The following is a 26,962-nucleotide window of genomic DNA, read 5'->3' on the forward strand; positions in this document are numbered from 1 at the left end:
CTTGAAAACTGCAATTAGTATTATTTTACTGATAATAATCGCGGGTATTTTACTGTTAATCTCATCTTATAATACTGAGATAGTTCAGCTTAACTACCTTTTAGCGGTTCAGTCTATGCCTTTATCTATGGTATTGGCTATTTTCCTGTTTACTGGTTTTGCTTTAAGTACAATTGCTTGGGGTTATTATTTACTCAAATTGCGATTTAACTTACAGCAAAGAAATTGGAAAATAAATAAACTGAATCAGGAAATCGAACTGTTGAGATTACAACTTAAAGATAAATAATGCCTGAGTTATTATTTTTACTATTACCTGTTGCTGCTTTGTACGGCTATGTGATGGGGCGTAATAGTTATCGCCAGTCACAGCTCAAGCAGCATGAAAAAATCAATCAGGACTTTTTATCTGGGCTTAATCTTTTTTTGAGCAATCAAAGAGATAAAGCCATAAATGTGCTGATTGAAAACCTTGAAGTCAATAATGAAACATTCACAACCCACATAGCTTTAGGTAAATTATTTAGAGCTAAAGGGGAAAACGACAGGGCAATTAAAATTCATCAATTTTTAGCCCAGCAGGATGTTTTAACGCCAGAGCAACGCCGCCAATCTATTATTCAACTAGCCAGAGATTATGTCGATTGTGCTTTATACGATAGGGCTGAAAAGTTATTACTGCCACTATTAGAAGATAAAGCTTGTGCGCGTGAGGCTAGGTTGATTTTATCTCGAATATATCAAACCTTTAAAGACTGGCAACAAGCTTTTGATGCGATAGAGCCTATTGAAACACAAGATGGTGAACCATATCAGGTGACCAAAGCGTATCTGTTATGCGAACTCGCCAGCGAAAAAGCAACACATGAAAAAATCGCTATGCTCAAACAGGCGCTTTCTTACGATAAAAAGTGCGCTAGAGCATATTTAGATTTAATTGATTGTTATATCGAGTTGAGAGAATCAGAGCAAGCTAATCAGTTAAGTCGAGTATTTGCTGATACGTGTCCTGATTTTATTGCTTTATTAGTGCCTCGTCTTGCCGCTGTTTTTCCGGATGATGCAATTAGACTGGACTTTCTAATTTCAATTTCAGGGCAAATTAAAAGCACCTCTGTTGTTGCTGCTATCGCTGATATTATGGAACGTCAAGACAGAGTCGGTGATGCACGTAAAAGTGTATTAGGCATGCTGGATAAGCACGCGACTATTTCTGGCTTTGCCCAACTATTAAAGCTGAATGCTAAAAAAACAGATGCACCAGAAGCTCAGCAGATGATGCTGAATCTTGAAAAAATGGTTGTAAATAAAGTAAAACAACTTCCCAGTTATGAATGTGAGCAATGTGGTTATCAGGGCAGCTTATTATTTTGGCAATGTCCTCGTTGCAAACACTGGGGGAGTGTCAAACCTATAATTGGTTTAACTGGAGATTAATTTTGACAAATATTTGTAAGTCACCTGTTATCGTCGCCTTAGATTTTGATAATGAAGAACAAGCTATAAAGTTAGTTGAGCAACTAACCCCGACAGAATGCCGTTTAAAAGTAGGTAAAGAAATGTTTACTCTATTTGGGCCGGAATTTGTTAAGTCGTTAGTTAATAAAGGCTTTGATGTTTTTTTAGATTTAAAATTTCATGATATCCCAGCTACAACGGCAAAAGCTTGTGTTGCGGCAGCAAAACTCGGTGTTTGGATGGTTAATGTTCATGCGAGTGGCGGGAAAGTGATGATGCAAACAGCTAAACAAGCATTGGCTGATAATTTTGAACAACCACCCTTATTAATTGCGGTAACCGTATTAACCAGTATGGATGAATCTGACTTAGCTGGAATAGGCGTAACAAAATCACCTGCTGAACAGGTAAAAATGTTAGCTGAATTAGTCAATGAATCTGGTTTAGATGGCGTTGTATGCTCAGCTCAGGAAGCGGAAATTTTGCGTAATCATATCGGAAGTGATTTTGATTTAGTGACACCGGGCATTCGACCAGAAGGTTCAGATAAAGGCGATCAAAAACGTATTATGACACCCAAAATGGCAATGGATGCAGGTTCAAGCTATTTAGTTGTCGGGCGTCCTATTACTCAGGCGAGTAATCCTGCTCAGGTACTTAAAGCAATAAATGCTTCGCTGGGTCTGTAAAGTTAAAGTGTTATTTGGCTAAATTTCTAAGCTAATATTATCAAGTTTTTAAACAAAAAAGCGATGCTGTGGTGGTAGCATCGCTTTTTATTATTAATTTACTGAATAGCTTGATTGAATTAACTTAGAAAGTATAAGACAACTGTAAACCTAAAGCGCCTTTTCTGTCTTCAGCATATTGAGCCGCTAAATCGATATGGAATACACCAAATGGCGCTAAACCAAGGCCAAAAGTATATTTACCATCGTAATTCCCTTCAATGTCATGCTTATAACCTAAGCGTAATTGAGCCCATTTGAATAGGTCACCTTCAACCCCGATAGAAGCGTACTGGCTGTCATCTTCACTACCTTCAAACCTTTCCGTGCCAGTTAATTCAAGATCAGCCGCAACAGTTAAATAACCATTATAATAAGCGGCACCAACTGTGATTTCAGGGCCTATTTTATAGGTAGAGACTTCATCAGTTATATCACTTGGCTTAGAAGTATAGTCGTTGCTAATTAAGTTTCTAGCTGATAAACCTAAAGTCCAGTTTTGATTAACTTTGTAAACAGCACCTAAATCGATATTAAAGTTTGAATCATCGTTTAAGTATTCATCGCCATCAAAATCATCTTCATCAAAGTCAGAAATGGTGGTTTCGTAGTTAAAAAAGTCAACTCTCTGGTTTTTAAGTGTTAAACCTAAACTAAATTGATGGCCTTGATATTCGTAATTGTCTGCATAAGTTACACCTAGTTCTAGGACATTGGCTGCGATTACTTGTGCTGATGATCTTAAATTATCTTCGAGCTCTTCGGTTGTATCGGCTTCTCTAATTACCTCACTATCGTGTGCTTCATCTATATCTGCAATCACTATTGCATCTATTTGTGTATCAGCAAATAAAGCTAATGAACCAATTCGAGTATGTCCAGCAATAACTAATCCAGCATCAACACCAACTAATAATTCACTATCTAAGTTTGCAAATTTATCAATTAAGTTTTCTCTAGCCGCATCTAGTTCATCTTGATTTGCAAATAATGGATTTGCTTCTGCATCTTCTAATAACTCTTCTAATCTGTCATAAGCATCTTGAAACTCGTCAATGCCATTGGCTAAATCATCAGAGTCTTCTGCTTCGACTGAAATACCCGGTAAAATCATCCCAAAATCATCAGTATCATCAATTTGGCTGGCTAAAAGAGCAGGGTTATTTGTTGGTGCACTCAAATAGCTACCACCAACAGCAGTTACACTGCCCATCCCCATTGAGCGAACTTCCGCAGCTTGCGCGTGAAAGCCATATAGTGAAGCCAGAATGGCAATTGATAGTTTTTTCATATTAGGTTCCTTTTTGTACTGCTAATCTCAATACCTAAAATTAGTTTTGTCATGGTTTGAGCGTGATAGGTGTGTTTAAGTTAAGAATCCAAAAAGCTTACAAAATAGATTTTTGTGATTTGGTTCTTACTTTTATTGTAAGGGATAAATATTAAAAAATTAATATTTTTCTGAAATGTTCCGCTATAAAAAGAGTTAGGTACAATAAGTTATTGGATTACTTTACCTAACTCTAAGCGATAATAGATTTTAATTATGGGGTAGAGACTTAGCAATAATATGTAAGTTAGGATTTGCTTTTTTCATTTTTTGCTTTCTTTCGCCTTTCGCGACTATAATCGCATTTGGGTGTACCAGGATCATATAAACGGATAGTTTTCCAGTTTTTATATTTTGTTTCATCCATGCTATTACCATCAGCATCCCACTCTGATCTGAACTGTATAGCAGTTCGGTAGGCATGTAATTGTAAATCAGCATCAAAGTCGGAGTAACCTAAAGAAAATGTTTTGACAGCTGGTTTTCCATTTCTACGATAACTAACCCAATAGAATCGTTCAATTTCATTTCGGCGTTTATCTAGTTTTTCTCTGAACCCTACACCATTAAACCCACAGCTGGTTCCATCTTTCGGTTTATGCTGGCGTTTAATTCTATGAGTTGGATATAACATTTTTAGTTGCTTGTTACGATTTATTGCAGCTTTTAAAGCTTTGTCTATTCCCCCCCATTGTTTGTAGGAATAAAAACCGCCCATATCAACTTTGTTTCGGATAAAACGCATTTGACAGCCTGATTTACACGGAAAGCTAATTCCATGTGCATCGTCTTCTAAAATAGTTTTATACTTTTTAGGAATGTAGTCTGGTAGTGGCACTCTTACTAAACTCTCTAATCATTTATTTGTTTTAAACACTGTGAATTGACAATACTAATTTGATTTTTGACTAGTGTTATCTAAATTCAGGAAATCACAGCCTTTTGCTTCTTATATTATAATGAACGCTACTCATTTATATTTTAGCGAAGAATTTACATTTTTGTCTAATTAATTATCCATAAGTGTGCTGTATGTATCGAAATAAAGATTTTATTATTTTTATTTTACCTTCATCTTGACTATGTTGCTCTACTAATGATTCAAGTTTAGTTGTAAATGTCGAAAAGTTTAAACTAGATAAGTTATTTTCGTCCGTTAATCTGTCCTTACAATGAACTTGCCACTTCAGTATTTCACTCTCGTTCAATAAATGTGGATAATTGCGTGCTTTAAATCTGAACCAAAGCTCGTTAAATTTAGGATCGGTAAAGTTAGGGGAGAGATCTGCATATTGGTTGACTGGCATGGCTTGTATTTGCTCCATTAATGCTTTATCCGCTGGATTAGTAAACCCTTGATACAAAGCCTGATCAACATCATTTACCTCATCAAAAGAGATAGACTCATATAACTGAACTAATTTTTCTCTAATCACCGGATGTTGTTTAATAAACTGTAAATTATCTAAGCATTGTGCCCTATTAATACCTAATCTATCGGCATTCTCTGGCGTTAATGTTTTTGCTGGAGCCAGCACCGGAGATTTATTGATATGAATAAGTTTCACCGGTAATCTATCTTCACCTTCGGCTAAATTTTCAGATGAAGTAAATAACTTTTGTTTTATTTCATCTACTGATAGCTCAACTAATGGTGTTGGGTTTAACGCTAAATTAATAACAATAACTGCATTGCTATTGCTAGGGTGCCAAGCAATTGGACAAACCCAGGTGCAACAGCCCTGTGTCGCTTTTAATTTTGATGACACATGAACTAACGGAGTTAAATTATTAATATCAATTAATTGGCTAACTTTACGTTTATCTTTTAGGTCAAATAAATACTGATACAGTTTGGGTTGTTTTTGTTTAACCAGACGTGCCATTTCAATGGTTGCTCTTACATCTGAAACTGCGTCATGAGCATTCTCATGGGCAAGTCCATTCGCTTTGCTGAGATCTTCAAGTTTAAAACTTGGACTCCCATCTTCCTTAAACGGCCAGTTAATACCATCAGGTCTTAACGCATAACAGGCTCTAACTAAGTCGATTAAGTCCCAACGGCTATTTCCATTTTGCCATTCTCTGGCGTAAGGATCGAAAAAGTTTCGGTATAGCGTAAAACGGGTCACTTCATCATCAAATCGAATGGTATTGTAACCAAGGCTACAAGTATTCGGTACACTCATTTCTTGTAATACTTTACGAATAAATTCGTGCTCACAAGTCCCTTTTTGCTGAGTTAATTGAGGTGTTATACCTGTAATTAAACACGCTTCCGGATTTGGTAAATAATCCAGCGGCGGGTAACAAAAAAACTCAACAGGCTCAGCTATTTCATTTAACTCCAAATCAGTGCGAATTGCAGCAAATTGTGCAGGGTGATCTTTTTTAGGGTTAACACCCCAAGTTTCATAATCGTGGAATAGCAGTGTTGGTTGGTTTTGATAACTCATGTATTTTATCGCAAAAAAGAGATGTAAAATGTAAAGTATAAAATATACTCAAGATATGAAAAGCGTTCTTATTTAAATGATAAAACGATTCAGATTCAGTATATTAACGCAAACCTGTTTAAGTTAAAACTGCATGTCTAAGCTAACAATTAACAAAAAGGTTACTGTTATAGGTTACCCAATATAAAAATGTTTAGCTTGTTATATTTTAATTTATCCTTAATGATAAAAGTTGTTTAGATTAGAAAGGACTTAATAATGAAACATATCCTCACTTTATCAGCATTATTAGTATTAACTGCCTGCCAAAGCCAGCCTCAGGAGCAAGCGGGTGAAGATAATGCTCAGATACAGGTTGATAAAGAGCAAGCCAAAGCAGATAAAGCTAAGCCAACGCCTCAGCCGGTTACTAGTCCTGATCAAGCACAGCAGGCGATTGAAGAGCAGGCTAGTTTATTAGCAAATAACCCAGAGTTTACAGCTTTACAACCTACACCAGCGCCAAAACCAGTCCCTAAAATGTCTCAATCAATAAAACCAATTGTTAAGGTTGAACCTAAATATCCTAAAGCTGCAGCGCAAACCGCACAGGAAGGGTGGGTATTGTTACGTTTTGATATTGATGCTCAAGGGCAAGTCATTAATATTAGTGTGGTCGATTCAAGCCCGGCAAAAACATTTGATAAAGAAGCTGTTAATGCGCTTTCTCGTTGGAAGTTTAAAGCTTCAGAATTAGCTGAACAAAAAGCGCTTATACAATTCACATTAGGAAAATGACTCTAGTTTTATCTGTAATAGATATAGCTAAAACTATTTAAATTTTTCATGTCTCCCCGAAAGGTTAAAGGTAAGCACTAAGTTAACTTTAGTGCTTACCTTTTTATTTCCCGTTTTTGTTATTAGTTTGATACAAATTAATATATGTTGATTGAAATTCCTCTTTATTGACACATTAAACTGTGTTTTGGTTGTTTTGATGTGTATCTTCTGTGTTAAATGTTTAAAATTAGTAAATTTTACGATATTATTTGATGGAAAATGATGTATAATGATTGGTGGGTTGTATTGAATTTATCTTAAGTACTAAAACAGAACTTGAAGGAATACCTATGAAAATAAAAACAATTGTAAGCGCAATTCTATTAGCTGGTGCATTTTCGGGGCAAGCTTATGCAGTAGATGCGGAAACAACATTAGAAAAACACTATCAATACTTAGGTCTTGGTATTGATCGCGTATCTACTGATGATGTTGATTATTCAGTTAATGCTTTATCGCTAAGATTAGGTGCATTATTAAATAAAAATCTTTATTACGCTGTTGAGTTAGAATCTATGGAAGATGACATGGGTGAAGACAATATTACAATTTCTAGCTTAAAAGCGGATATCGGGGCAAGATACCAATATTCTGATTTGGGTGATGTATACGTAAGCGCAGGTTGGGATGCTTCACTGGTTGATGTGTTAGGTGGTGAGCAGGATGAAGTAACAGATGTGAATTTAGAATTTGGTTCACACTATGCGTTGGTTGAGCATTTTATCCTTGGCGCTAATCTGGCTTATGTTGTGCCAGAAGGGGCTGATAACCATTTTGCTTATGGTTTAGATGCAACTGTCTTTATTGGTGAAAGATTCTCTTATACGATGGGCTTTACATCTGGTGATGGATACGACTCGTACGGGCTTGATATCTCACTACATTTCTAACGTTATATGTTATTTAGGGTTCTCCCTGAACCGTTAGGGAAGGGAGAATCTAATCATTGTTAACTTTTATTGATTAACCTAAAAAATTGCTGAGTTTTTTATGCAATTTTTCATTTAATAGTTCACCTCGCCAGCCTTTGCTAAGTTCCGGATCTTCTTCTTTACTCCAACTGGTTACCTCAAAATAATAACCAATATATTGGTTTATCATACGCTTAGAGGCGAGCACTTCTATATTTAGGTTTTGCTGATTAGCAACATTTTGAATTTCTGACTTGAGCGCGGTATACATTTTTTTGTATTGTGCCAATTCGGCAACACGTTTAATTTTTTGTGGACAGTTTTCTTCGGTAACCGCTTTGCCTTTTTCAATACATTCTAATAAACGTTGCCCATGACGCTTTATTTCAAGTGGATGAATACCCGGAATATGGCTCATACTTTTTAGGTTACCGGGGCGGCGCTGACATAGTAATAATAAACTGCGCTCGTGTACCACAAAATTAACTGCCAGATCTTTTTTCATGGCATATTCTAAACGCCATGCCATTAGCTCTTTTAAAATTGCTAACTCTCTTGGTGAAAGCTGCCAATTAGATTTTACATCTCGCCAAGCTAGCTCTGGCAAATTTGGCTTAAATTTTTTCTCAATAATGTCATTTACATCTTCAAAAACAATAAACTCAGTATTCTTTTGCTGTAAAATCGCTTGCTGCTGACGATAAACCGATAATAAATATAAAACATCGTCTGCGGCATATTTTAACTGTTCCTGACTTAAAGGACGTTTTAACCAGTTTGTTCTGGCGTGGCCTTTATCCAGCTGAACTTGAGTATATTTTTCAACTAAAACCGCAAGCCCCATCGCTGGTTTAGCGCTAATTAAACCTTCAGCGATTTGGGTGTCGTATAACCCTTGAGGTTTTGCATTAAATGCAGTTTTTAGCACCTCAATATCTTCACTGCACGAGTGAATAATCTTTATTACTTGTGGGTTTTCAAGCAACTGCTTAAAACTATCCCACTGATGAATTGTGAGTGGATCAATCAGATAAACCTGCTCACCATCGTATATTTGAACTAAACCTAACTGAGGATAATAGGTGCGCTCACGCACAAACTCTGTATCTATTGCAAAGTAGGGCTGCTTGGATAAATGCTGGCTTAGCTCTAATAATTGTGCATCATTATCTATGATGTTAAATGCCATTGGATAAATGCCTTAATTAATCTTGTTTTAATGATTTTTTAAGTGAATCCAGCAAGTTTGGTGGAATTTTCTTAAAAGTCAGCGTTTGAGCAACAGGATCAAATGTTATATGTTCACCTAATAAATCCCGGTTAAATGAAATACTCATTCCGCCGCCTTGACCAAAAAACTTTTGTAGCGCTTTAGAGGCGGATAAATAAACAGGGCATTCATCATTAAAATCTTCATCTTGTGCGGCCATATCATAAAAGCCTGATAAACCTGTTTTTTCTTCAATCTCTTCGGATAACTCTTTGATTTGAATAAACTCACCAGACTGCGAAGCTGATTTCATGACTTCTACTGAAATATCTCGAACGGCTTTGGTTTTTTCTGGATCGGTTTCATTTTGTTCAATAAAAAGCTCTACATTTTCAACTAGCTTTTGAGTGGCTTGTTTTGCATCAAATTTTTCTTCAATTTCAAAGGCCAGCGCCATAAAATCGCCAACTTTTCTGCCTACTCGCCCTTTAATATAAGCAAGCGCCTTGCTCGAATCTGGGTTAATTTGTAGTTCAGATAAATCTGCTTGAATTGCTAACTGAATATTCGCTATATCTAAATACTGTGAACGTTGCGGATTAATCGCTTCACTTAACTGTACTGAATCTTTAACGCCTAACATAGCAACCAGCATATAATCTGTCGCTAAATAGTAATAAAACCCGACAACTAAAATACTCTCAGGTGGAATCGTTTCTGCATCTAGTTCTGATAAAATTCGATTCGCGATAGTATTAGCCATTTCTGAGCGGGTGGCAGATTGTTCAATTTTATCTTTTACCGATGAGCCTTGCGCAAATGCACAATATTGCTTTTGGCCTTTTTTAACAAAAGATTGATGCAATTGTTGTGCTAAAAAAACTGCATTATCACCTTCAACCAAGCAGGCTGATTCTAATTGTAGTATGACTTGTTCATTCTCGGCTTTATAGCGGTTAAAGTAGAGTTGTGCGCTGGTGACAGACATATTAATTGTTTACTCTTTGATTTTTAATAAGGAGAAAGCTTGTAAGATTTTAAATTGTTATGAATTTAATCCCATTATTAGCAGACTAAATGTTATAATTAAGCTTGCTCTGATAGCAATAGTCTAAATGAAAATAGTTTAATATCCGCTAAACCTAACCGGGTAAGCCTAAATATTTGGACTGTTTTATACCCAGTAACTCTTTGGAAGTATTATTATTTTATGTCACAAACCAGCAAATTCTCAGATAACGATTTAGAAAAAGTTATTACCGCGATTAAAATTGCAATAGAAGTACAAAAAGCGCCAGCTACCTTATCCATGATGGCATTAGGGGAAACTTTAGCTGATATTATAAAAAATAACTTTAAACCAGAGCAGCAAGCGAGCATTGCTGCTCAATTTAGCAGAGCATTACAGGATTCAATTAAGGAATAATTTGCGTTTATGCTATTAAATAAGGCAAGCCAGACAAAATCCAAACTTTATTCGTGGGGGCACTGGTTTAGTGTCAGCAACATGCTGTTTGGTTTTATTGTGGCAACTATTTACTGGTTTGCTGAGCCATTTCCAGCCAGCATCTTAAGCCAAATTTATTTAGTGGGTTATACAATTGGCCATATTGCCTTTCTATTTTTTATAGGCTATTTAATTTTTGTATTTCCGGTTACTTTAATTAATAAACCTAACTTGGCAAGGCCTTGGGCTGCATTTGTTGCCGCTTTGGGGCTCATTTTATTATTTATTGATGCCTTGGTTTATTCGGTATACGGCTACCATTTAAATTTACTCTCGCTCGATTATATTCAGAACGATTTTGGTTTATTAACTCAAAACCTGCCAGCTGGTTTTAAAGCGGCTATTTTGGTGCTATTTATTGCAACCTTTGCGATTGAGCTTGTTTTAGCGAACGCGCTTTGGCGTAATATTGAAAAGTTTCGTCGGTTTTTTATTAATTTAAGAGTGATCCCTTTTGTGTTGGTTTGCTTTATTGGCGGACATTTAGGGCATATTTGGGCTGATTTAAATTTATACACTCAAATTACTAAGCAAGATAATATGCTGCCATTATCGCAGCCTATGACAGCAAAAACGATTTTAAGCCAGTCTGGTTTAGTTGATTTAGATGAATATAAGCAGAAAAAAGAACTGACTTTTGATGTTTCCAGCCATTTAATTGCTCAACCCAAGTATCAGTTTAGTTGTTTAGCGCCTTTATCTAATTTAAATATAAAAGTGTTATCAACCCAAGCCGACAATATAGAGCAACTGGTGATTGCTAAACGCTCTGCCGAACCCGGGATAGCCGTTGCTAAGCATTGGTCACCGGTCTCAGTTGATAACGCGCTATTTGAATTGTTAACTGGCGTTCCGGCAATTTATCAGCAAAAAGTTGGACATATCAATGGTATTTTAGACAGTGCCTTAATCACAACAAATACCAGTTTACGATTATCACCGATGGATTTAGCGAATAAACTAAATTTAAGTGAGTTTGCAGCGCAAAAACGTATCAGCGATGATAATTTATCTTTTGAGTTTAAACAGCTAGACAATCTAACCGAAGCGACTCGTTGGTTAACTTATGCTAATTACGATAATCAAATTGTGATTATATTAGCCAATGATCGACAGGCTTATGGCCGTATTATGGTTAAAGGCGAGTTAGTTTCATTGCCGGATCTAACCAGCAATTTTGATATTTTACCGACTATATTAGAAGGCTGGTTAGCCTGCTCATTTTATGCGGATTATCAAAAGTTTGGTCATAACTTATTTTCTGTGCCTGTTGGGGCTGCTTGGTTAGTGACAGCAGATAAAAATAATATTTATGTCTGGTCTAATAATACCAATACCCGAATACAAGGCGATGGACAAATGCAAAGTTATAGCCTGCAAACTGGAGAGCTGGTTGATGCACCCGCAACCTCAACATTAATTCGTGCAATTAACCATTTAAAGCGCAATTTGGTTGATAAATAAGCAAACAGATTAATTTACTTTTCTAATAATAATTAAATACTTGCATTAGCTAAGTATTTAATTATTATTGCAGCCAGTCGGATTGTAGCGCAGCCTGGTAGCGCACTGTCATGGGGTGTCAGGGGTCGGAGGTTCGAATCCTCTCAATCCGACCAATTAATTAACTGATAATAAACGGATTTATTCTTAGTTAATCACTTTATTTAAAACTACATTCTCACATCGTTTCCATATCATTACTATTATTTATACAATATTTAATGTTTCTGGTTTTAACCGACTTCCCCCAGCTGTTACCTCAACCTATTCAATATGCTCACGCTGATAAATCTTAGTTGGTTTTGCATTTGTATGTGCTGCACGTGATTGTGAGTTATAACCAGCTTCGGTAAATAAGTGAATGTCGTGGAAAGTAGGACGGCTCGTTTATCCAGTTCTTAGCGTATTCCTAGATCGTCCCTTATTTTTGAAAATACCTTGCTAATATTTGTGCAACCATACTGGCTTAGATCAGTTTAATTTTTTGTAATTTAATTGTGCTAATTTGTTTGGTTAATATATCTTAATTTTGACTTTGATTTTTATTTTAAATTAACTTGTTATAAATTGTTTTTATATTTTTAAATAACTGTTTTATAGGTATTTTATTTTAAAGTTATTTTTGTTTTTGGGTTTTATTTGGTGTTATTTTGCTTTGTTAGGGTTTAAAATATAGCGCGTTTAAGTTGGGTAGTTTATTAAGCCTTTATTTTATGGTTTTATCTTTAAATTGCTCATAGGTTAAATTAATTTTAGGCTGATTGCCGATGGTATATTTTAAATGAAAAAGGTTTTAGTTCACACGTTTGTATTGGTTAGTTTTGTTTTTAGCTGTGTTTCTATCAGCATGCCCTCTGATGCTTTTAAAACCAAAGAAAAACAAGAGCAGGTTAAACCTGAGAAAAAGTCAGCAGTAATTTTAGATACTTTAACACCTAATATGCTACATAACGAATTACCAATGATATGGTCATATAGCGACCTATATTAAGCTTTATTATATAATTTTAATTTAACCGTTAAAAATTGATTGAACCCGGTAATGCCGGGTTTTTTATTATATGAATCCACACAGGATACAGCCCACTATTGCCTTGGATTTTTTTGGCTCTGTTAGATGTTCATTTTAGTGGTGTTTTAGTTTTATAGTTGCCCCCTAAGTTTACTTATCTCTTTCATTTCGTATTCATTGACTCAGCCATAAAAATAAAATAAATTAACTGTATTTATATACAGTTTTTTGGTGGCTAAATGCAATCGGGTAGAAAAATCATTCATGTCGACATGGACTGCTTTTTTGCTGCGGTTGAAATGCGTGAAAATCCTAAATTAAAACACTTACCTCTAGCGGTTGGCGGTTCTAGCGACAGGCGTGGAGTTATCTCAACTTGTAACTATATTGCCAGAAAGTATGGGATTCATTCGGCTATGGCAACCGCCAGAGCATTTAAACTATGCCCTGATTTAGTTTTGGTTTCCGGCAATATGGCTTTGTATAAAAGCATTTCTAATCAAATAAAAGACATTTTTTTACGCTACAGCGAAATCATTGAACCATTATCTTTAGATGAAGCGTTTATTGATGTGAGTAACAGCCCGTTTTATCAGGGGAGTGCAACCTTGATCGCCCAAGCGATACGGCGTGATATTGTTAACGAGACCGGATTAACCGCTTCAGCCGGTGTGGCCCCTAATAAGTTTCTTGCCAAGATAGCCAGTGAAGAAAATAAACCAGATGGTTTATTTGTGATTACACCGCAAGAGGTTAGCCGATTTATTGATAAGTTAGATTTAAAAAAGATCCCGGGAGTCGGTAAAGCGACACTGGAAAAATTACATAAGTTTGGCTTATATACCGCTAAAGATGTAAGAGCTTACGATAAGGTAATATTAGAGCAGCACTTTGGTAAGTTTGCAGCTAATTTAGTTGAGCGTTGTTTTGGTATTGATGACAGAGCGGTTAAAACTGAGCGGATTAGAAAATCAATTGGTGTTGAACATACATTTGCAAGTGATTTAACTTTGTTGACTCAAGCTGAAAGTTATTTACCTAAGTTATATCAAGAACTGAATTTTAGGCTAAATAAAGCCAAAAAATTAGGGCAAGTGAATAAACTGGGTATTAAATTAAAATTTGATGACTTTCAGCAAACGACTCTCGAGAGTCGTTTGTATAAAGCAGAGCGGGGTTTTAAGCTTGAGTCCTTTAAAACGCTGCTTAATCAAGCGTGGCAAAGACGCCAAGGACGTAATATTAGATTGATTGGGTTAAATGTAGGTCTAAATTATAATCAGCTTCATCTATGCACCCTTCCAATCCAATACGAATTTAATTTTTCATAAGGAATGGCAAAGCGATTTAAGTTTATTCTTGTGCTTCTAGGTTTCACCTTTCTTATTGGTTGAATTTTTATACATAGATTCTAATCATTTTATGTTTAATATTAGGGTGTTAATGTTTTTCTTGTTTCGTTTTGTTGTTGTTTTGGGTGTTTGTTGTTTGATAGTTGTTAAAAATAATTGCAAGGGAAAAAGTGCGAACAATGTCTCATTTTTATTGTAATATTAAGGGGCAGTTATTTTTGGAAGTAGTTTTAACAAGGTGAGGGTAAAAACATGAAACTAATCAAATCAACCATTACAGCAGCGATTTTAGCTGGTTTAGCGGGCTGTGGTGGTGGAAGTAGTTCTGATAGTAATGATACTGATGGTAACGGTGGTGGCAATACAACTGGCGGTGAGATTATTATTTCGGGTACAGTGACTAAAGGCACGATGAAGCAAGCAAGCGTTGTTGCGTTTAAACTTGAAAACTCACAATGGTCTGTTATTCCTGACAGTGAAATTAAAACCGAAACAGGGATGATAACCGACGACAATGGTTTTTATAGTTTTAGCGTACCTGAGTATTCAGGACCTGTTAAAGTTGAGTTGCAAGCTAATGAAAATACTAAGATGGTTTGTGATGCGGTAGACGGCTGCGGTGCGGTTCCATTTGGATCTGATATTGACTTAAATTCAACAGCTCCTGATTTTACATTATCATCTATTTCTAATATTACCGCCTCTGATGAACAAATTACATTAAACGTTTCAGCTTTAACTCATATTTCTAGCGAGCTAATAACAGCAAATTTAGATTTGTTAGATGCTACAACAATACAACAGCAAAACTCAAAAATTGCTAATGCATTTGGGGTTTCAGGTAATATTACTACCTTAACATCTACTAAAATCATCGGAAGTGATGGTGCTTCTGTTGATAGTGCAAGTGTTATTGATGCGGCTAAAAACAAGCAAGCAGAGTTAAAATATGCTTTGGTTAATGCGGGGATTGCAAATGCGTTATTTAAAGCAACAAGCGATAGTAAAGATATTACCACTTTATTAGCTGAAGCGACTCAAGATATTGTTAATGCGGGTGGTACCATTGCGGTTAAGCCAAATGATACTAATAGCACTTTTGAGCTAACTACTAATGATGTTTTAGAAGCAGCAGCTAAAACATCCAGTGATAAATTAAAACCAGCAATTAGCAGTGATACCGAAGCTAGTGATAACTTATCTGTTATCGAAACTGAGGTGATTAGTGATAAAACTCAAAAAGAGCAAGAAGCAGGTGAAGATGGACGTATTGATCCGGATTCAGATGGTGAACCTGTTGGGGCAACACCAGTAGAGAAAGCTAAAGCTATGGTGAATGATGTTAGGTTATTAACTCAGTTATTAGGTGTGCAGGCAACTAGTAATGAAACTGCAGGTTTTATCCCCCAAGTTGAAGCCTACGAAACATTATTACTTGATGCCAATGATATGGTTGCTCAAGAAGCGCAAAGTTTTGAGTTATTGCAGAAAATTGAAACTGTATTATCAATGATAAATGTGGCAGATGGTGATGCTATTGAAGACGGTGATATCACTGCAAAAACTTATAATGTTGCAGACTTTGATGCAAGTTTATCTGGTAGCATTTCATTTAATGCAGAAACTATGTTATTCAGCGTTACAAATGTTATGCCTGTAGCGACAACTTCAGGTGCAACTTCTGCCAGAGCTGATGCTGCAGAATTTATTTCGAAAGCGAATTTAACTGCAAAAATTAATGGATTTGAGTCAGATGATAGTGGTCAAGAGTTCAGTATTGCTTTAAATGGTGTGATAAGCAGTGAAAATGCATTAATCAAACTTGGTAGTGAAACTGAAAGTAGCATCTTTTCAGTTAAAACAAAAAAAGTAATTACATTGGATGATTTGGATAGCGCAGTTGATCTTGACTATCAAATTGAAGAAATTAGAGCTGATTTATATGTAAATATAGAGCAGGCTGAAACAACTGAAATTACAAATCCTATCGCCTTTAGTGGTAAATTAAAGGCAACCATCGTTCCTCAGTTAGAATGGAGAATCAATCAAGCTTGGGATGATGAAACTTATTTTTATGTGTCTAAAGAAGAGGTGGCATTACCAGAAATGTTGACTTTAAGTGGAGATTTTTCATCCTCACAAGGGGAAAGTATTTCTGCTTCATTAACTGTAAATATTACTAATGCCCGAGATTTTGAATCTAGTAGTTTCGAAGGTATTGGAGAAGAAGTCGCCAATATTGGGTCAGTTACCGTTGGTGAAGATCAAAAAACAATAGAGTTTAGTTTACCTACCGCTACTGATGTCGTTTCACTTTCGGGCTCTTTCGATGGTGATTCATCCAATTGGGTAACCCATTTTACGATTACTCATGCTGATAATTCGGTAACTAATGAGTATGAATCTTTCTCTGAAATACAGTTAGACGAAATTAATACTCGTTATGTATATACTTATGTTGTAGCTGAAGCAGGTGAAGATTCAGTATGGGCTGAACAATTAGTTATTGAGCCTACTCAGGATTATTTTGAGGTATACTTTATTGAAAATATTGAAGTCAATGTAAATGACTACCTTGGCGATGGCGGTATTTTAAAGCAAGCTGATGGTTCTACATTAATGTTAAATGGCGATTTTAGGTGGGAAGGGACTACAGCCTCGCTTGATGATTTTATTGAATACTCATACTTATCAGAAGATTTATTTAGCTTTGGAGATCCTAGAGAAATTAATAATATATCGGAGTTGGTTTCGCGAGCTCAGTCTAATCACCCTGAATATTTCTTTTTCAATTTAGCTGATATTGGAAAAGTACAACTTCAACCTCTTGATTACACACCTGGATTATCAAATAGCCTGAATGGTTATAATATAAGTGGGGTAGTTAATGATGCTGTGAGTATTACCTTAAATTCAGATAATACTCAGTTAGATGTTGACATTGCTAGCGGTGATTTCAGCTACTCAGAACAATTTGAGTCAACTTCTAACAACAACTTCACTTATACTTTTACTCAGACGGGGCAAAGTGCTTATGATAGATATCAGGATAAATATGAGTTATCAACTTCACCTGTGAACTCGATTAATAATGCTGATATGTTGAGCTTTATTAAGTCGTCATCTTGGTCAGATGGTACGAACTGGACTATTCATTATGCATATAAGGGTACAGCAACACCAATAGATGATAATAGTGATGGTTCTGTAGATAGTTACCAAATCCAAGGTTATGATTGTTGGTTAAACCCTGCTGAAACTCACCTTGATAATTGCTCTTGGTCTCCGAATAATGATTATAGTGTTTCGGCTGATGATTTTGAGATCTGGTGGTATCCAGAAAATATTACAGATGTTGTCGACGCTAGTCGTTTTTATAGTAAAGCTAGCTATTATAGTTATATAGATAATATTGGTGGCGTTTATGTAGGTAATATTGATTTTGATAGTTTAAAAGCTACTAAATCACTTACTTTAGATGCTTATGTTGATCCTTATTCTATCTCAGAAGATACAGCATTTGAAACAGAGTCAAATTATCTCAATTTAGCAGCGACAATAAATGTTAGTTTAACTGTTGATGATTATGATGTTCAGTTAAACCTATCTGGCACTAGGAATGGATTGGAAAGCGGGATATTTAATTTAGGTTTTACCTACGAGTTAGCTGATAACAATGGTATTCGTAATTTAGACTTAATGATTAATTCAGCTGATGAAGACGAAGATGGAGATATTGGAAAAGCAACATTAACCAATAATTCGGGTGTTAAAATTGAATTAAACTCTGCAACGAGCTTTGAACAGGCAAGCGCAGAGTCAGAAGATTCAGATGTAACTATCGGTGTTATTACGGTTGATGGTGAAGACGTAGGTGAAATCTATTATCGTCCGGCTAATGGTATGTATTCGGTTGAATATTCAGACGATACAATGGAAACATTAAATTAATTTAATGAGCTTTCCTGATTTTAAAATGCCAGCTTTGCTGGCATTTTTTATGGATAACATATAAGGCGACTTAAAACGGAATGACTTTAAAAAAAATACTTATTTTAGCTGCTTTTATAAGTTGTACGCTACCGGTTCATGCGCAATCAAAATTTGGACTAATGGTATCTTCAAACTCTTTTTCAAATGCTTTACCAATTAAAGAGTTGGTTGAAGATGAATGGAAAAGTAGACCAGAAAAAGAGGCTGATTTGGCTTATACAACCAATTTAGCCGGCTTTGAATATCAGTATCATAATTGGTATTTTTCAGCCACTAAAAGGCTTGATCTAATTGCGGATACCAACCCTGATACGGTATTAGCTTTATATCAGGATAAAATGGATCTGGATTTTAGCGCTAACAAAACCTACCAGCTTAATATTCATTTAAAACATATTGAAGCCAGTCAATTATCTGCTGGATATCAGTATCAAATGGATAATTTAATATTACTGACCATTGTTTCGTATATTCAGTTTGAAACCATGCGCGAAAGTCAGTTGGCCGGTGAGGTTTCAATTAATGACGAGCAAGCTTTTTCAGGTCAAGTTTCTTTCACCGAATATTACACAGATAAAAACTTATTAAAACGACCCTATAAAGGATGGAATCGGCAAGGTGAGGGGGCGAGTTTAAGTTTTAAATTAAATTATCAAATAGAGCAGTTTAACTTTCAATTAAATGTATGGGATTTGTTTAGTCATTTAAAAATAAATGAAACTGGCTATAGCGGCGGTACTTTTGATACCCAAAGTAGTTATCGTCCAGAGTTAGGTTTAAATAGCATTGGGCCTTTATTTAAAGGCTGGGAAAGTGAACAGGATGCTAAACTTAAACTCAATCGCCGACTGGAAGCTGGGCTGGATTATCAAACAGATTATTTTAATAATGTAGAACTTAACGCTGATTTTGAGCACTTTGCAAATCATAACCGTATTTGGTTTGGGGCAAGCAAACCGGTGAATACAGTTAAATATCAATTGATGTTTGACCCGATTAATTTAACCCCTCAGTTAGGATTAAAATCCAAATATGTCGATTTTAACTTAGCAATGGACTCAGCCAATATTAATAAAGCGAAGCAGATTAAGCTCAACTTAAATTTATTTTATACTTGGTAGTTTATTAACCTGAGTTGCATATAAGAAAATTTGCCCAACGGACTATTTTCCCGCCTCTCATCGTTATTTTTCTTACTAATAGCTCGCTATTAGGTACAGAAAAATGCCTTGATAGACGAAAAACCATCCTCGTTGGAACGTAAAATAAGCTTGATTTGGCATTATTTAATCTAATTGTTGAGAAATTTACTTCAACATTTCTTATACGCACCTCAGGTTTATTATATTTGATAGCTAAAACTAAAAATAAGTTTGGGGCTAAAATAAAAAAGCTTAACCTATTTCGGTTAAGCTTTTTTATTCGATAAGCAGTTGTGGGTTTTAGGTTTAATAAGACCAGCGTAAGCCCAAAGTAACAGCATTATTATAAAAATTAACTTCTGGTACGCTAACACTATTACCATTACCTTTATCTTCCGTAACTACATCACGATATTTGTAATAAGATGTAAACGTTGCTAATAAACCAAGGTTATCAAATAACTGATAACGTAAGCCTAATTTACCGATTAAGCTGTAACCACCAAAGAACTCATTTAAAGTTTCGCCTTCAATTGTTGTATTCTGAGTGATGCTATAAATTGGAATACCTGCTTCAATCCCGGCATACCATGTCCAGTCACCTCTGTTTGGTAATTCTTGAGGTTCATAACGGTAGCCAAATAAAGCGATAAATTCATCCTGAATTTCTGATATAGCGATATTTGATTTATATTTATCAGAAATATCACCATTAGGTAAAACAAAAGGTTCCATGCCATCAGCTTCAAGCTGAGCGTTAAAATCATCAGCTCCCGGTTGAACAAACTCAAAATGAGAACGAATAAAACTAAGCGAGCTTAATCTAAACCCTGAAATAATTCGGTGTTGTTCAGTGTATTTATAACTAATTCTAAAGGCGAGTTCATTATGATTAATTTTAAAATCATTCTGCTGGATATCGCCAAACTCACCTAGCGACCAGGTTTCAGTTTGAATACTGGGGGCAAGCGAGGCAAAGCCATCTAAGTACAAACCAAATTCATCATTAATTGCAACATAAGCTGAGTTACGAGTTGTAACATTGTAGACATTGATGTCTTGTTTTAGACGGCCGTAGCCAGCTAAATTATTCAATTTTTCAGAATAATTAATCGTTTCGACACCCAATTCAATATCACTGAAAGACTTTAACTTATTTTGTTCAGCTAAAACGGAAGAGGACAGCAAGAGTGCAATAGCAGCACCCGCTAGAGTATATTTTTTATTCATTTAAATGCCTGCAAGTGTGTTAGAAGTAGTTTTATAATATCTTTTAAACTGCAGCCTGCAGGGCACAGGCTACTGCGGGTAGTATAATATAATTATTTATAGATTTTATATTTATTTTAAGGGGATAATTTAGCTTTTAGTCCACCCACATTTTTTGCATAAACATGATATTTTCAACTCTGCCTGTGTTTGTATCAGTCAGAGTGACATAAATTTTAAAGGTTTCTTGGTTGCTGTAAGCGAGTTCAGCTAAATAGTAAACCGCATCACCTTCATCAACTTCTTTAAAAGTGAGTTCTTTTCTTTGTCCAACCAAGTTTTGAGCATAACCGCTTAATTTAAGTTTTAACGGTTTTTTAGGTGTTTGTTTGGTGTCTAAAATACTCACATTAATTAAGCCATTAGTATTGCGGCGATTTACGCCTACGGCTTTAGCAACACTGGGTTGGATAAAAGTGGATGGAAATGCAATATGATGAATTTCCCAGTTACCTTTTACTGTTTGATGTTTAGCGGAATTATGTTCGCTGTCGGCTGCAAAAGCGCTAACTGAAAAAGCACTAAAGCTAAGCAGGCATAATGTGAAGAAATAAACGAGTTTGCTTTTCATAATTTATCCCATTGGCCGCTTAAAAACGGCCAACTAAATCACCCAGTAATAGATTGATAAATTGAATGGCAATAATCGCGACTAAAACAGATAAGTCTAAGCCACCCATTGGCGGTAGAATATTACGGATAGGGCGTAAAAATGGTTCGGTTAATTGGTATAAGATATATTCAGCTGGATTATTGCCTTGGCTAAACCAGCTTAAAATAGCGCGGATGATTAAGATCCAGAATGCTAAATCTAAAAATTCACGGATAACTGTCATAACTGAAGCAACGGCTAAAGCAACCGGATTTAATCCTGAAATATTATTCAGTGCCATAATCACAATAAATTTTGCTGCTGCCACCACAAAGGCTAATGCTAACGCAGCAAAATTCCATTTTCCACGGTAGGGTAAAATAAGCTGAAATGGCTTTAAAATGGGGTTAGTCACTTTAACGATAAACTGGCAAAGCGGATTATAAAAATCGGCATTGGCAGCTTGCATCCAAAATCGCAGTACCACAACCATTAGTAATAAGCTGAAAAATATCTGAATTAAAAAATTTAATGCATTCATGAGTTAAATCCGTTCGTTAAAATAAATCGATTAAAATAATTTTGCCATTTCTTGCGAACGAGCTATTGCTGCTTGCATCGCTTTTTGAATAATGCCAGTTAAATCGGATTGATTAAAGCTTTCAATCGCGGCAGCCGTGGTTCCGCCTTTTGAGGTTACCTGTGCGCGTAGCGCGGCAACATCAACACTTTGATTTTGTTTAACCATTTGTGCACTGCCTAAAGCAACTTGTTCGACAATTTCTCTGGCTTGGGCCTCACTAAAACCAAGGTTAACAGCCTCGTTAATCATGCCTTCCATAAACAAAAAGAAATAAGCCGGTGCACTGCCAGCCAGCGCAATGACATGATCTATCCCAGATTCATCATCTACCCAAACTGTTTTACCAACTGCCGCCATAATTTGCTCGGCAAAGGTTTTATCCTCTGCTGTTATATTTTCAGGTGCATACATACCAGCCATCCCTAAACCGATTAAACTTGGCGTATTTGGCATGGTTCTGATTAAAGCGTATTCTCCGCCTAACATTTCATTTAAGCGGCTCACAGGTAAACCTGCGGCAATAGAAATAAATAATTTTTGTGATTTTTCTTCGGGCGTTAATGCTAATTCAGCCAACATTTGTGCCATCAGTTGAGGTTTTACACTGAGCACAATAACATCCGCCTTGCGAGCTACTTCACTGTTATTTTGACTGATATTAATATCGAGCTTAGTTTGCAAAGCTTCGAGTTTAGGTAATGATGGATTACTCGCATAAATTAACCCGTTTGGATAGCCGTTTTTAACTAAACCGGAAATAATACTTGAGCTCATGTTGCCTGCGCCAATAAAGGCAATTGTTTTATTTTGCATAAATTTTATCTGCTTTTGGTTAATTTTTATCTTGATTTTTAGCTGCTCGCGCGCCAAATATGGCAGTACCAATTCTGACCATAGTGCTGCCGTATTCTATTGCTAACGCCATATCATTTGTCATCCCCATAGATAAAGTATCTACTGAGTCATATTCTGCTTTTAATTGATTAAATATTTGCTGCATTTGGGCAAAACTTTGTTTTTGTTGGTTTATATCATCTGTATTTGCCGGTATTGCCATTATGCCACGTAAACAAAGGTTATTTTGTTGGCTAACATATTTAGCCAATTCAAATACCTGTTTGATATCTGTACCTGATTTAGAGTTCTCTTGAGAAATATTGATTTGCAAACACACATTGAGTTTTGCTAATTCTGCTGGTCTTTGCTCGTTTAACCGGCTGGCGATTTTTTCACGGTCAATACTATGAACCCAATCAAAGTTTTCTGCAATCAGCCGAGTTTTGTTGGACTGAATCGGCCCAATAAAATGCCATTCAATATCTTGATATTGTTTAAGCTCTGCTATTTTATCTACGGCTTCTTGCACATAGTTTTCACCAAAACATCTTTGTCCGGCCTGATAGGCTTCAATGATATCTGTTGCTGGTTTAGTTTTGCTAACCGCGAGTAATTGAGTTGACTGCTGACTGGTTTGATTCAGCTGCGCAATTTGCGACAGAATTAAATGAAGCCGAGACTTGATTGTAGATGATTCGTATTGTGACATAGCTTAACTATCGTTTTTCTGATGTTTGTTTTGAACAGGCTATTTTGGGATTTAAACTAATAGCGAAAGGTTCGTAAAGATAAATAATAAAATAGGGGCAGGTGAGAAAAATACAAGGTTCAGCGTAAGATAATTTTACGCTGAACCTGAGAAACTATAGCAGGGTTAACCTAACTGAGATTGAATAAAAGCAACCGCTTCGTCTATCGCGATGGTTTGCTTTTCACCGGTTTGACGGTTTTTGTATTCTACTACACCTTCATCCAGATTACGCTCACCAATGACAAGTACATGCGGCACACCTAATAATTCCATATCAGCAAACATAACACCCGGACGTTCTTTTCTATCATCAAAAATCACATCTGCGCCAGCAGCAGTTAACTCATCATATAATTTATTTGCAACCTCAGGAATACGATGAGATTTATGCATATTCATGGGTAATACACAAACTTGGAACGGTGCAATATTAGCAGGCCATTTAATGCCAAATTTATCGTGATTTTGCTCAATGGCGGCTGCAACTATTCGAGATACCCCAATACCATAACAGCCCATGGTTAAGGTTTCGTGTTTGCCAGATTCAGTTAATACACCCGCTTTCATTGCTTCACTATATTTTGTACCTAACTGGAAAATATGACCAACTTCAATACCACGTTTAATATTTAAAGTGCCTTTACCGCAAGGGCTAGGATCGCCTTCTACTACGTTTCTGATATCGACAGTTTGATAGGTTTCAATATCACGATCCCAATTTACACCTGTTAAGTGGTAGTCGTTTTCATTGGCGCCACAAACAAAATCCGCCAAATGGGCAGCACTATAATCTACATACACAGGAATCGTTAAACCAACTGGACCAATTGAGCCAGCGTCACAATTAGCGGCTTGCTTAATTTGTTCTTCGCTAGCAAATGTCAGCGGGGCAAATACATTGCTTAATTTTTCTGCTTTAACTTCATTTAATTCGTGATCACCGCGTAAAACCAGAGCAATTACTCCAGCTGCTTCACCGTTTTCATCACAGCCTTGTACTAATAAAGTTTTAACCGTTTGAGTTGCTTCAACTTTTAAAAATTCAGAAACTTGATCTATAGAGTGAGCATTTGGGGTAGCTACTTTATCCATAATTAAATTAGCCGTAGGGCGCTCACCTTGAGGTGGTAAAGCTTCTGCTTTTTCAATATTAGCTGCATAATCACTTTGATCGCTAAATACAATGGCATCTTCACCAGATTCAGCTAACACATGAAACTCGTGCGATGTGCTACCACCAATTGAACCGGTATCGGCCAATACAGGGCGATATTCTAACCCCAAACGGTCAAACACATTGCAATATGCTTGATGCATTTTGTCATAGGTTGTTTGTAAACAGTCTTGAGTTAAATGAAATGAATAGCCGTCTTTCATTAAAAATTCACGCGCGCGCATGACCCCAAAACGAGGGCGAACTTCGTCGCGGAATTTAGTTTGTACCTGATATAAATTAAGCGGCAGTTGTTTATAGCTACTCACTTCTTTACGTACTAACTCTGTTACAACTTCTTCATGAGTTGGGCCTAATAAAAAAGGGCGCTCGTGTCTGTCTTTTATTCTTAATAATTCAGGACCAAATTTATCCCAACGGCCAGACTCTTCCCATAAATCGGCTGGTTGTACAACTGGCATTAAAACTTCAATTGCGCCGGCTTTATTCATCTCTTCGCGAACGATATTTTCAACTTTACGAAGGACTTTTAAACCAGACGGTAACCAGGTGTATAAACCTGAAGCCAATTTGCGGATCATACCCGCACGTAACATAAGTTGATGGCTGATGACTTCAGCATCAGATGGGGTTTCTTTCAGTGTAGATAACAGATATTGAGTAGTGCGCATTGCAGCAAAATTTCCGTAAATGAATCAATAATAAAATTAGACGCATTGTAGCAGTTAAATACCCGCTATCAATGCCGTTTTTTAAGATAACTGGTGGCTTTATTGTTTATCTATGTAGTCTTCGTCATAAAATGTGCGAACCCAGTGTGGCATGTAAATAATACCTATCGACATTGACATGCCATTTAACATGGCTTCTGGGAATGCTAATAAAACCAGTAAAATTAAATAATTGTCGAATAATATTTGCCAGCTATATAAACCACTAGCAGCATAAAATAACGACATAACCAGCATTTTACTGCCAATTGCGATGGCTCCGCCAAAAAAACCACAAACAAAAATATAAATAAATAAGTGTCTGGGTAACTTATGATAAGCCAGCATATAAACTAAATAACTGGCCATCACCGGGACAAATACACCGCTTATATAATGAATTGCAAACCAGAGCCAATCTTCTCCTAAATAGAAAAAATTCCCGATTAAAGCAAATAGGCCAGAAAACAAGGCTAACCTTGGACCTAAATATAATGTGCAGGCGCACAACCATAAAAAATGGACGTTTAAACCCGGATAAGCGGCGGTTTGAATAGACCATAAAAAAAACAAAAGCGCGGTATAACCAAAAAATAAATGCTGCTTTTGTTTTTGAGTAATTAATAAAGCAAGTGTTTGTTTATCAAAACTAAAATATAAAATCAGTGCAAAACAAACAAAACTGAATATAAATAACACAATAATGACCTACAGGTTAATTAAATAGGTTAATTGGATTTTTGAGCGCTTATCCGCTTATCGGGTGTTGTTGGATTAAGCTTTAAAAAGCGTCCACACAGGCGCATGATCCGAAGGCTTTTCTATGCCTCTTAGCTCATAATCCACATCACTTTCTATCATACGTTCAGCTAATGTTGGAGTGGCTAAAATTAAATCAATTCTTAAACCACGGTTATCGTCAAAACCTTTTGAGCGATAATCAAACCAGCTATACTTTTGGTTTTCTTGCGGATGAATCGTTCTGAACGTATCAATGAATCCCCAACTCAGTAATTTATTAAGCCATTCTCGCTCTTCTGGCAAAAATGAACATTTACCGGTTTTAAGCCAGCGCTTGGCATTATGTTCACCAATTCCTATATCTAAGTCGGTATGTGAAATGTTCATATCACCAATAATCGCGATAGCTTGGTCGGGTTGATAATGTTGCTCAAGCTCAGTATTTAAATCACGGTAAAATTTATCTTTGGCAGGAAACTTAATTGGATGATCGCGGTTTTCACCTTGAGGAAAATACCCGTTAAAAACGGTAACAGGTTTGCCGTTTTCATCTTCATAAGTGGCGATAATCATTCGGCGCTGAGCGTCTTCATCATCGGTTTTAAAGCCTTTTTGGACAAATAAAGGCGCTTTTTTAGATAATAATGCAACCCCGTAATGGGCTTTTTGCCCATGAAATTCAACGTGATAACCCATTTCTTCTACTGCTGCTAGCGGAAAAGCTTCATCATGCACTTTAATTTCCTGCAAACCAATTACATCTGGGCTGTGTTTATCTATTAGAGCTTGTAATTGGTGAAGGCGGGCGCGCAGGCCATTAATATTAAAAGAAACGATTTTCATATAAATAACTGTTCTGGTTGAGTGAATTTAATCCGGCAAGT

The 26,962-nt window shown here is 36.2% G+C and carries 24 protein-coding genes and 1 tRNA gene; 12 read left to right on the forward strand and 13 right to left on the reverse strand.

Annotated elements, in window-relative coordinates:
* The first annotated feature begins 1 nt into the window (after window position 1).
* From N7931_RS02500 to pyrF, 3 genes are read left to right on the forward strand one after another with little or no spacing between them, the layout of a single operon-like run.
* Complete coding sequence (locus tag N7931_RS02500; protein WP_262791695.1) at window positions 2–289, forward strand: LapA family protein; 288 nt, start codon at window positions 2–4, stop codon at window positions 287–289.
* On the forward strand, window positions 289–1,437 hold the full coding sequence (locus tag N7931_RS02505; RefSeq protein WP_262791697.1) for a hypothetical protein: 1,149 nt from the start codon (window positions 289–291) through the stop codon (window positions 1,435–1,437). The genes N7931_RS02500 and N7931_RS02505 overlap by 1 nt, the downstream gene beginning before the upstream one ends.
* 2 nt (window positions 1,438–1,439) lie before the next feature.
* A complete protein-coding gene (pyrF, locus tag N7931_RS02510) occupies window positions 1,440–2,147 on the forward strand; it encodes an orotidine-5'-phosphate decarboxylase (protein WP_262791698.1) in 708 nt (235 codons plus the stop codon).
* Window positions 2,148–2,271: 124 nt separating this feature from the next.
* On the opposite strand, the gene N7931_RS02515 is transcribed toward pyrF, so the two are convergent.
* From N7931_RS02515 to sbcB, 3 genes are all read right to left on the reverse strand, one after another.
* Entirely contained in the window at window positions 2,272–3,477 is a 1,206-nt protein-coding gene (locus N7931_RS02515) for a conjugal transfer protein TraF (RefSeq protein ID WP_262791699.1), read from the reverse strand.
* A 286-nt stretch (window positions 3,478–3,763) separates the two neighbouring features.
* Window positions 3,764–4,354 carry a hypothetical protein gene (locus N7931_RS02520; RefSeq protein WP_262791700.1) on the reverse strand — a complete coding sequence of 197 codons (591 nt, stop codon included), beginning with the start codon at window positions 4,352–4,354 and terminating at the stop codon, window positions 3,764–3,766.
* A gap of 175 nt (window positions 4,355–4,529) precedes the next feature.
* Window positions 4,530–5,972 carry an exodeoxyribonuclease I gene (sbcB, locus tag N7931_RS02525; RefSeq protein WP_262791702.1) on the reverse strand — a complete coding sequence of 481 codons (1,443 nt, stop codon included), beginning with the start codon at window positions 5,970–5,972 and terminating at the stop codon, window positions 4,530–4,532.
* A 258-nt stretch (window positions 5,973–6,230) separates the two neighbouring features.
* On the opposite strand from sbcB, the gene N7931_RS02530 reads away from it, so the two are divergent.
* Both N7931_RS02530 and N7931_RS02535 read left to right on the forward strand, forming a co-directional pair.
* Window positions 6,231–6,749 carry an energy transducer TonB gene (locus N7931_RS02530; RefSeq protein ID WP_262791704.1) on the forward strand — a complete coding sequence of 173 codons (519 nt, stop codon included), beginning with the start codon at window positions 6,231–6,233 and terminating at the stop codon, window positions 6,747–6,749.
* Window positions 6,750–7,081: 332 nt separating this feature from the next.
* The gene (locus tag N7931_RS02535) at window positions 7,082–7,681 is read left to right on the forward strand and encodes a hypothetical protein (RefSeq protein WP_262791706.1); all 600 of its coding nucleotides are present in this window, start codon (window positions 7,082–7,084) and stop codon (window positions 7,679–7,681) included.
* 73 nt (window positions 7,682–7,754) lie between these two features.
* On the opposite strand, the gene rnd is transcribed toward N7931_RS02535, so the two are convergent.
* Window positions 7,755–8,891 (reverse strand): ribonuclease D, encoded by a 1,137-nt coding sequence (gene rnd / locus N7931_RS02540; RefSeq protein ID WP_262791707.1) that lies wholly within the window; start codon window positions 8,889–8,891, stop codon window positions 7,755–7,757.
* Window positions 8,892–8,907: 16 nt separating this feature from the next.
* On the reverse strand, window positions 8,908–9,900 hold the full coding sequence (locus N7931_RS02545; RefSeq protein WP_262791708.1) for a nucleoid-associated protein: 993 nt from the start codon (window positions 9,898–9,900) through the stop codon (window positions 8,908–8,910).
* 222 nt (window positions 9,901–10,122) lie between these two features.
* On the opposite strand from N7931_RS02545, the gene N7931_RS02550 reads away from it, so the two are divergent.
* From N7931_RS02550 to N7931_RS02580, 7 genes are all read left to right on the forward strand, one after another.
* On the forward strand, window positions 10,123–10,338 hold the full coding sequence (locus N7931_RS02550) for a DUF1414 domain-containing protein (RefSeq protein WP_262791710.1): 216 nt from the start codon (window positions 10,123–10,125) through the stop codon (window positions 10,336–10,338).
* Window positions 10,339–10,347: 9 nt separating this feature from the next.
* Entirely contained in the window at window positions 10,348–11,883 is a 1,536-nt protein-coding gene (locus N7931_RS02555) for a DUF3413 domain-containing protein (protein WP_262791712.1), read from the forward strand.
* Window positions 11,884–11,961: 78 nt separating this feature from the next.
* Window positions 11,962–12,038, forward strand: a tRNA-Pro gene (locus N7931_RS02560).
* 665 nt (window positions 12,039–12,703) lie between these two features.
* On the forward strand, window positions 12,704–12,913 hold the full coding sequence (locus N7931_RS02565) for a hypothetical protein (RefSeq protein WP_262791714.1): 210 nt from the start codon (window positions 12,704–12,706) through the stop codon (window positions 12,911–12,913).
* 260 nt (window positions 12,914–13,173) lie between these two features.
* On the forward strand, window positions 13,174–14,265 hold the full coding sequence (dinB, locus tag N7931_RS02570; protein ID WP_262791716.1) for a DNA polymerase IV: 1,092 nt from the start codon (window positions 13,174–13,176) through the stop codon (window positions 14,263–14,265).
* Window positions 14,266–14,538: 273 nt separating this feature from the next.
* On the forward strand, window positions 14,539–18,237 hold the full coding sequence (locus N7931_RS02575; protein WP_262791717.1) for a hypothetical protein: 3,699 nt from the start codon (window positions 14,539–14,541) through the stop codon (window positions 18,235–18,237).
* A gap of 80 nt (window positions 18,238–18,317) precedes the next feature.
* Window positions 18,318–19,400, forward strand: a complete 1,083-nt coding sequence (locus tag N7931_RS02580; RefSeq protein ID WP_262791719.1) for a hypothetical protein — start codon at window positions 18,318–18,320, stop codon at window positions 19,398–19,400.
* 327 nt (window positions 19,401–19,727) lie between these two features.
* Here N7931_RS02580 and N7931_RS02585 read toward each other — a convergent pair whose 3' ends face one another.
* The 8 genes from N7931_RS02585 to xthA form a co-directional block, all read right to left on the reverse strand.
* The gene (locus tag N7931_RS02585) at window positions 19,728–20,651 is read right to left on the reverse strand and encodes a hypothetical protein (RefSeq protein WP_262791720.1); all 924 of its coding nucleotides are present in this window, start codon (window positions 20,649–20,651) and stop codon (window positions 19,728–19,730) included.
* A gap of 136 nt (window positions 20,652–20,787) precedes the next feature.
* Window positions 20,788–21,261, reverse strand: a complete 474-nt coding sequence (locus tag N7931_RS02590; protein WP_262791721.1) for a DUF4426 domain-containing protein — start codon at window positions 21,259–21,261, stop codon at window positions 20,788–20,790.
* A gap of 19 nt (window positions 21,262–21,280) precedes the next feature.
* Window positions 21,281–21,823 (reverse strand): YggT family protein, encoded by a 543-nt coding sequence (locus tag N7931_RS02595; protein ID WP_262791722.1) that lies wholly within the window; start codon window positions 21,821–21,823, stop codon window positions 21,281–21,283.
* A 30-nt stretch (window positions 21,824–21,853) separates the two neighbouring features.
* On the reverse strand, window positions 21,854–22,678 hold the full coding sequence (proC, locus tag N7931_RS02600) for a pyrroline-5-carboxylate reductase (protein ID WP_262791723.1): 825 nt from the start codon (window positions 22,676–22,678) through the stop codon (window positions 21,854–21,856).
* Between the two features lie 19 nt (window positions 22,679–22,697).
* Window positions 22,698–23,411: a YggS family pyridoxal phosphate-dependent enzyme gene (locus tag N7931_RS02605; RefSeq protein ID WP_262791724.1), complete on the reverse strand. Its 714-nt coding sequence runs from the start codon at window positions 23,409–23,411 to the stop codon at window positions 22,698–22,700.
* Window positions 23,412–23,576: 165 nt separating this feature from the next.
* The gene (locus tag N7931_RS02610) at window positions 23,577–25,298 is read right to left on the reverse strand and encodes a proline--tRNA ligase (protein WP_262791725.1); all 1,722 of its coding nucleotides are present in this window, start codon (window positions 25,296–25,298) and stop codon (window positions 23,577–23,579) included.
* A gap of 99 nt (window positions 25,299–25,397) precedes the next feature.
* On the reverse strand, window positions 25,398–26,036 hold the full coding sequence (locus tag N7931_RS02615; protein WP_262791726.1) for an energy-coupling factor ABC transporter permease: 639 nt from the start codon (window positions 26,034–26,036) through the stop codon (window positions 25,398–25,400).
* 75 nt (window positions 26,037–26,111) lie between these two features.
* Window positions 26,112–26,921, reverse strand: coding sequence for an exodeoxyribonuclease III (gene xthA, locus N7931_RS02620; RefSeq protein WP_262791727.1), 810 nt, complete (start codon window positions 26,919–26,921; stop codon window positions 26,112–26,114).
* Between the last annotated feature and the right edge of the window lie 41 nt (window positions 26,922–26,962).

Origin of the sequence: Catenovulum sp. 2E275, assembly GCF_025515275.1 — a bacterium.
Classification (GTDB): Bacteria; Pseudomonadota; Gammaproteobacteria; order Enterobacterales; family Alteromonadaceae; genus Catenovulum.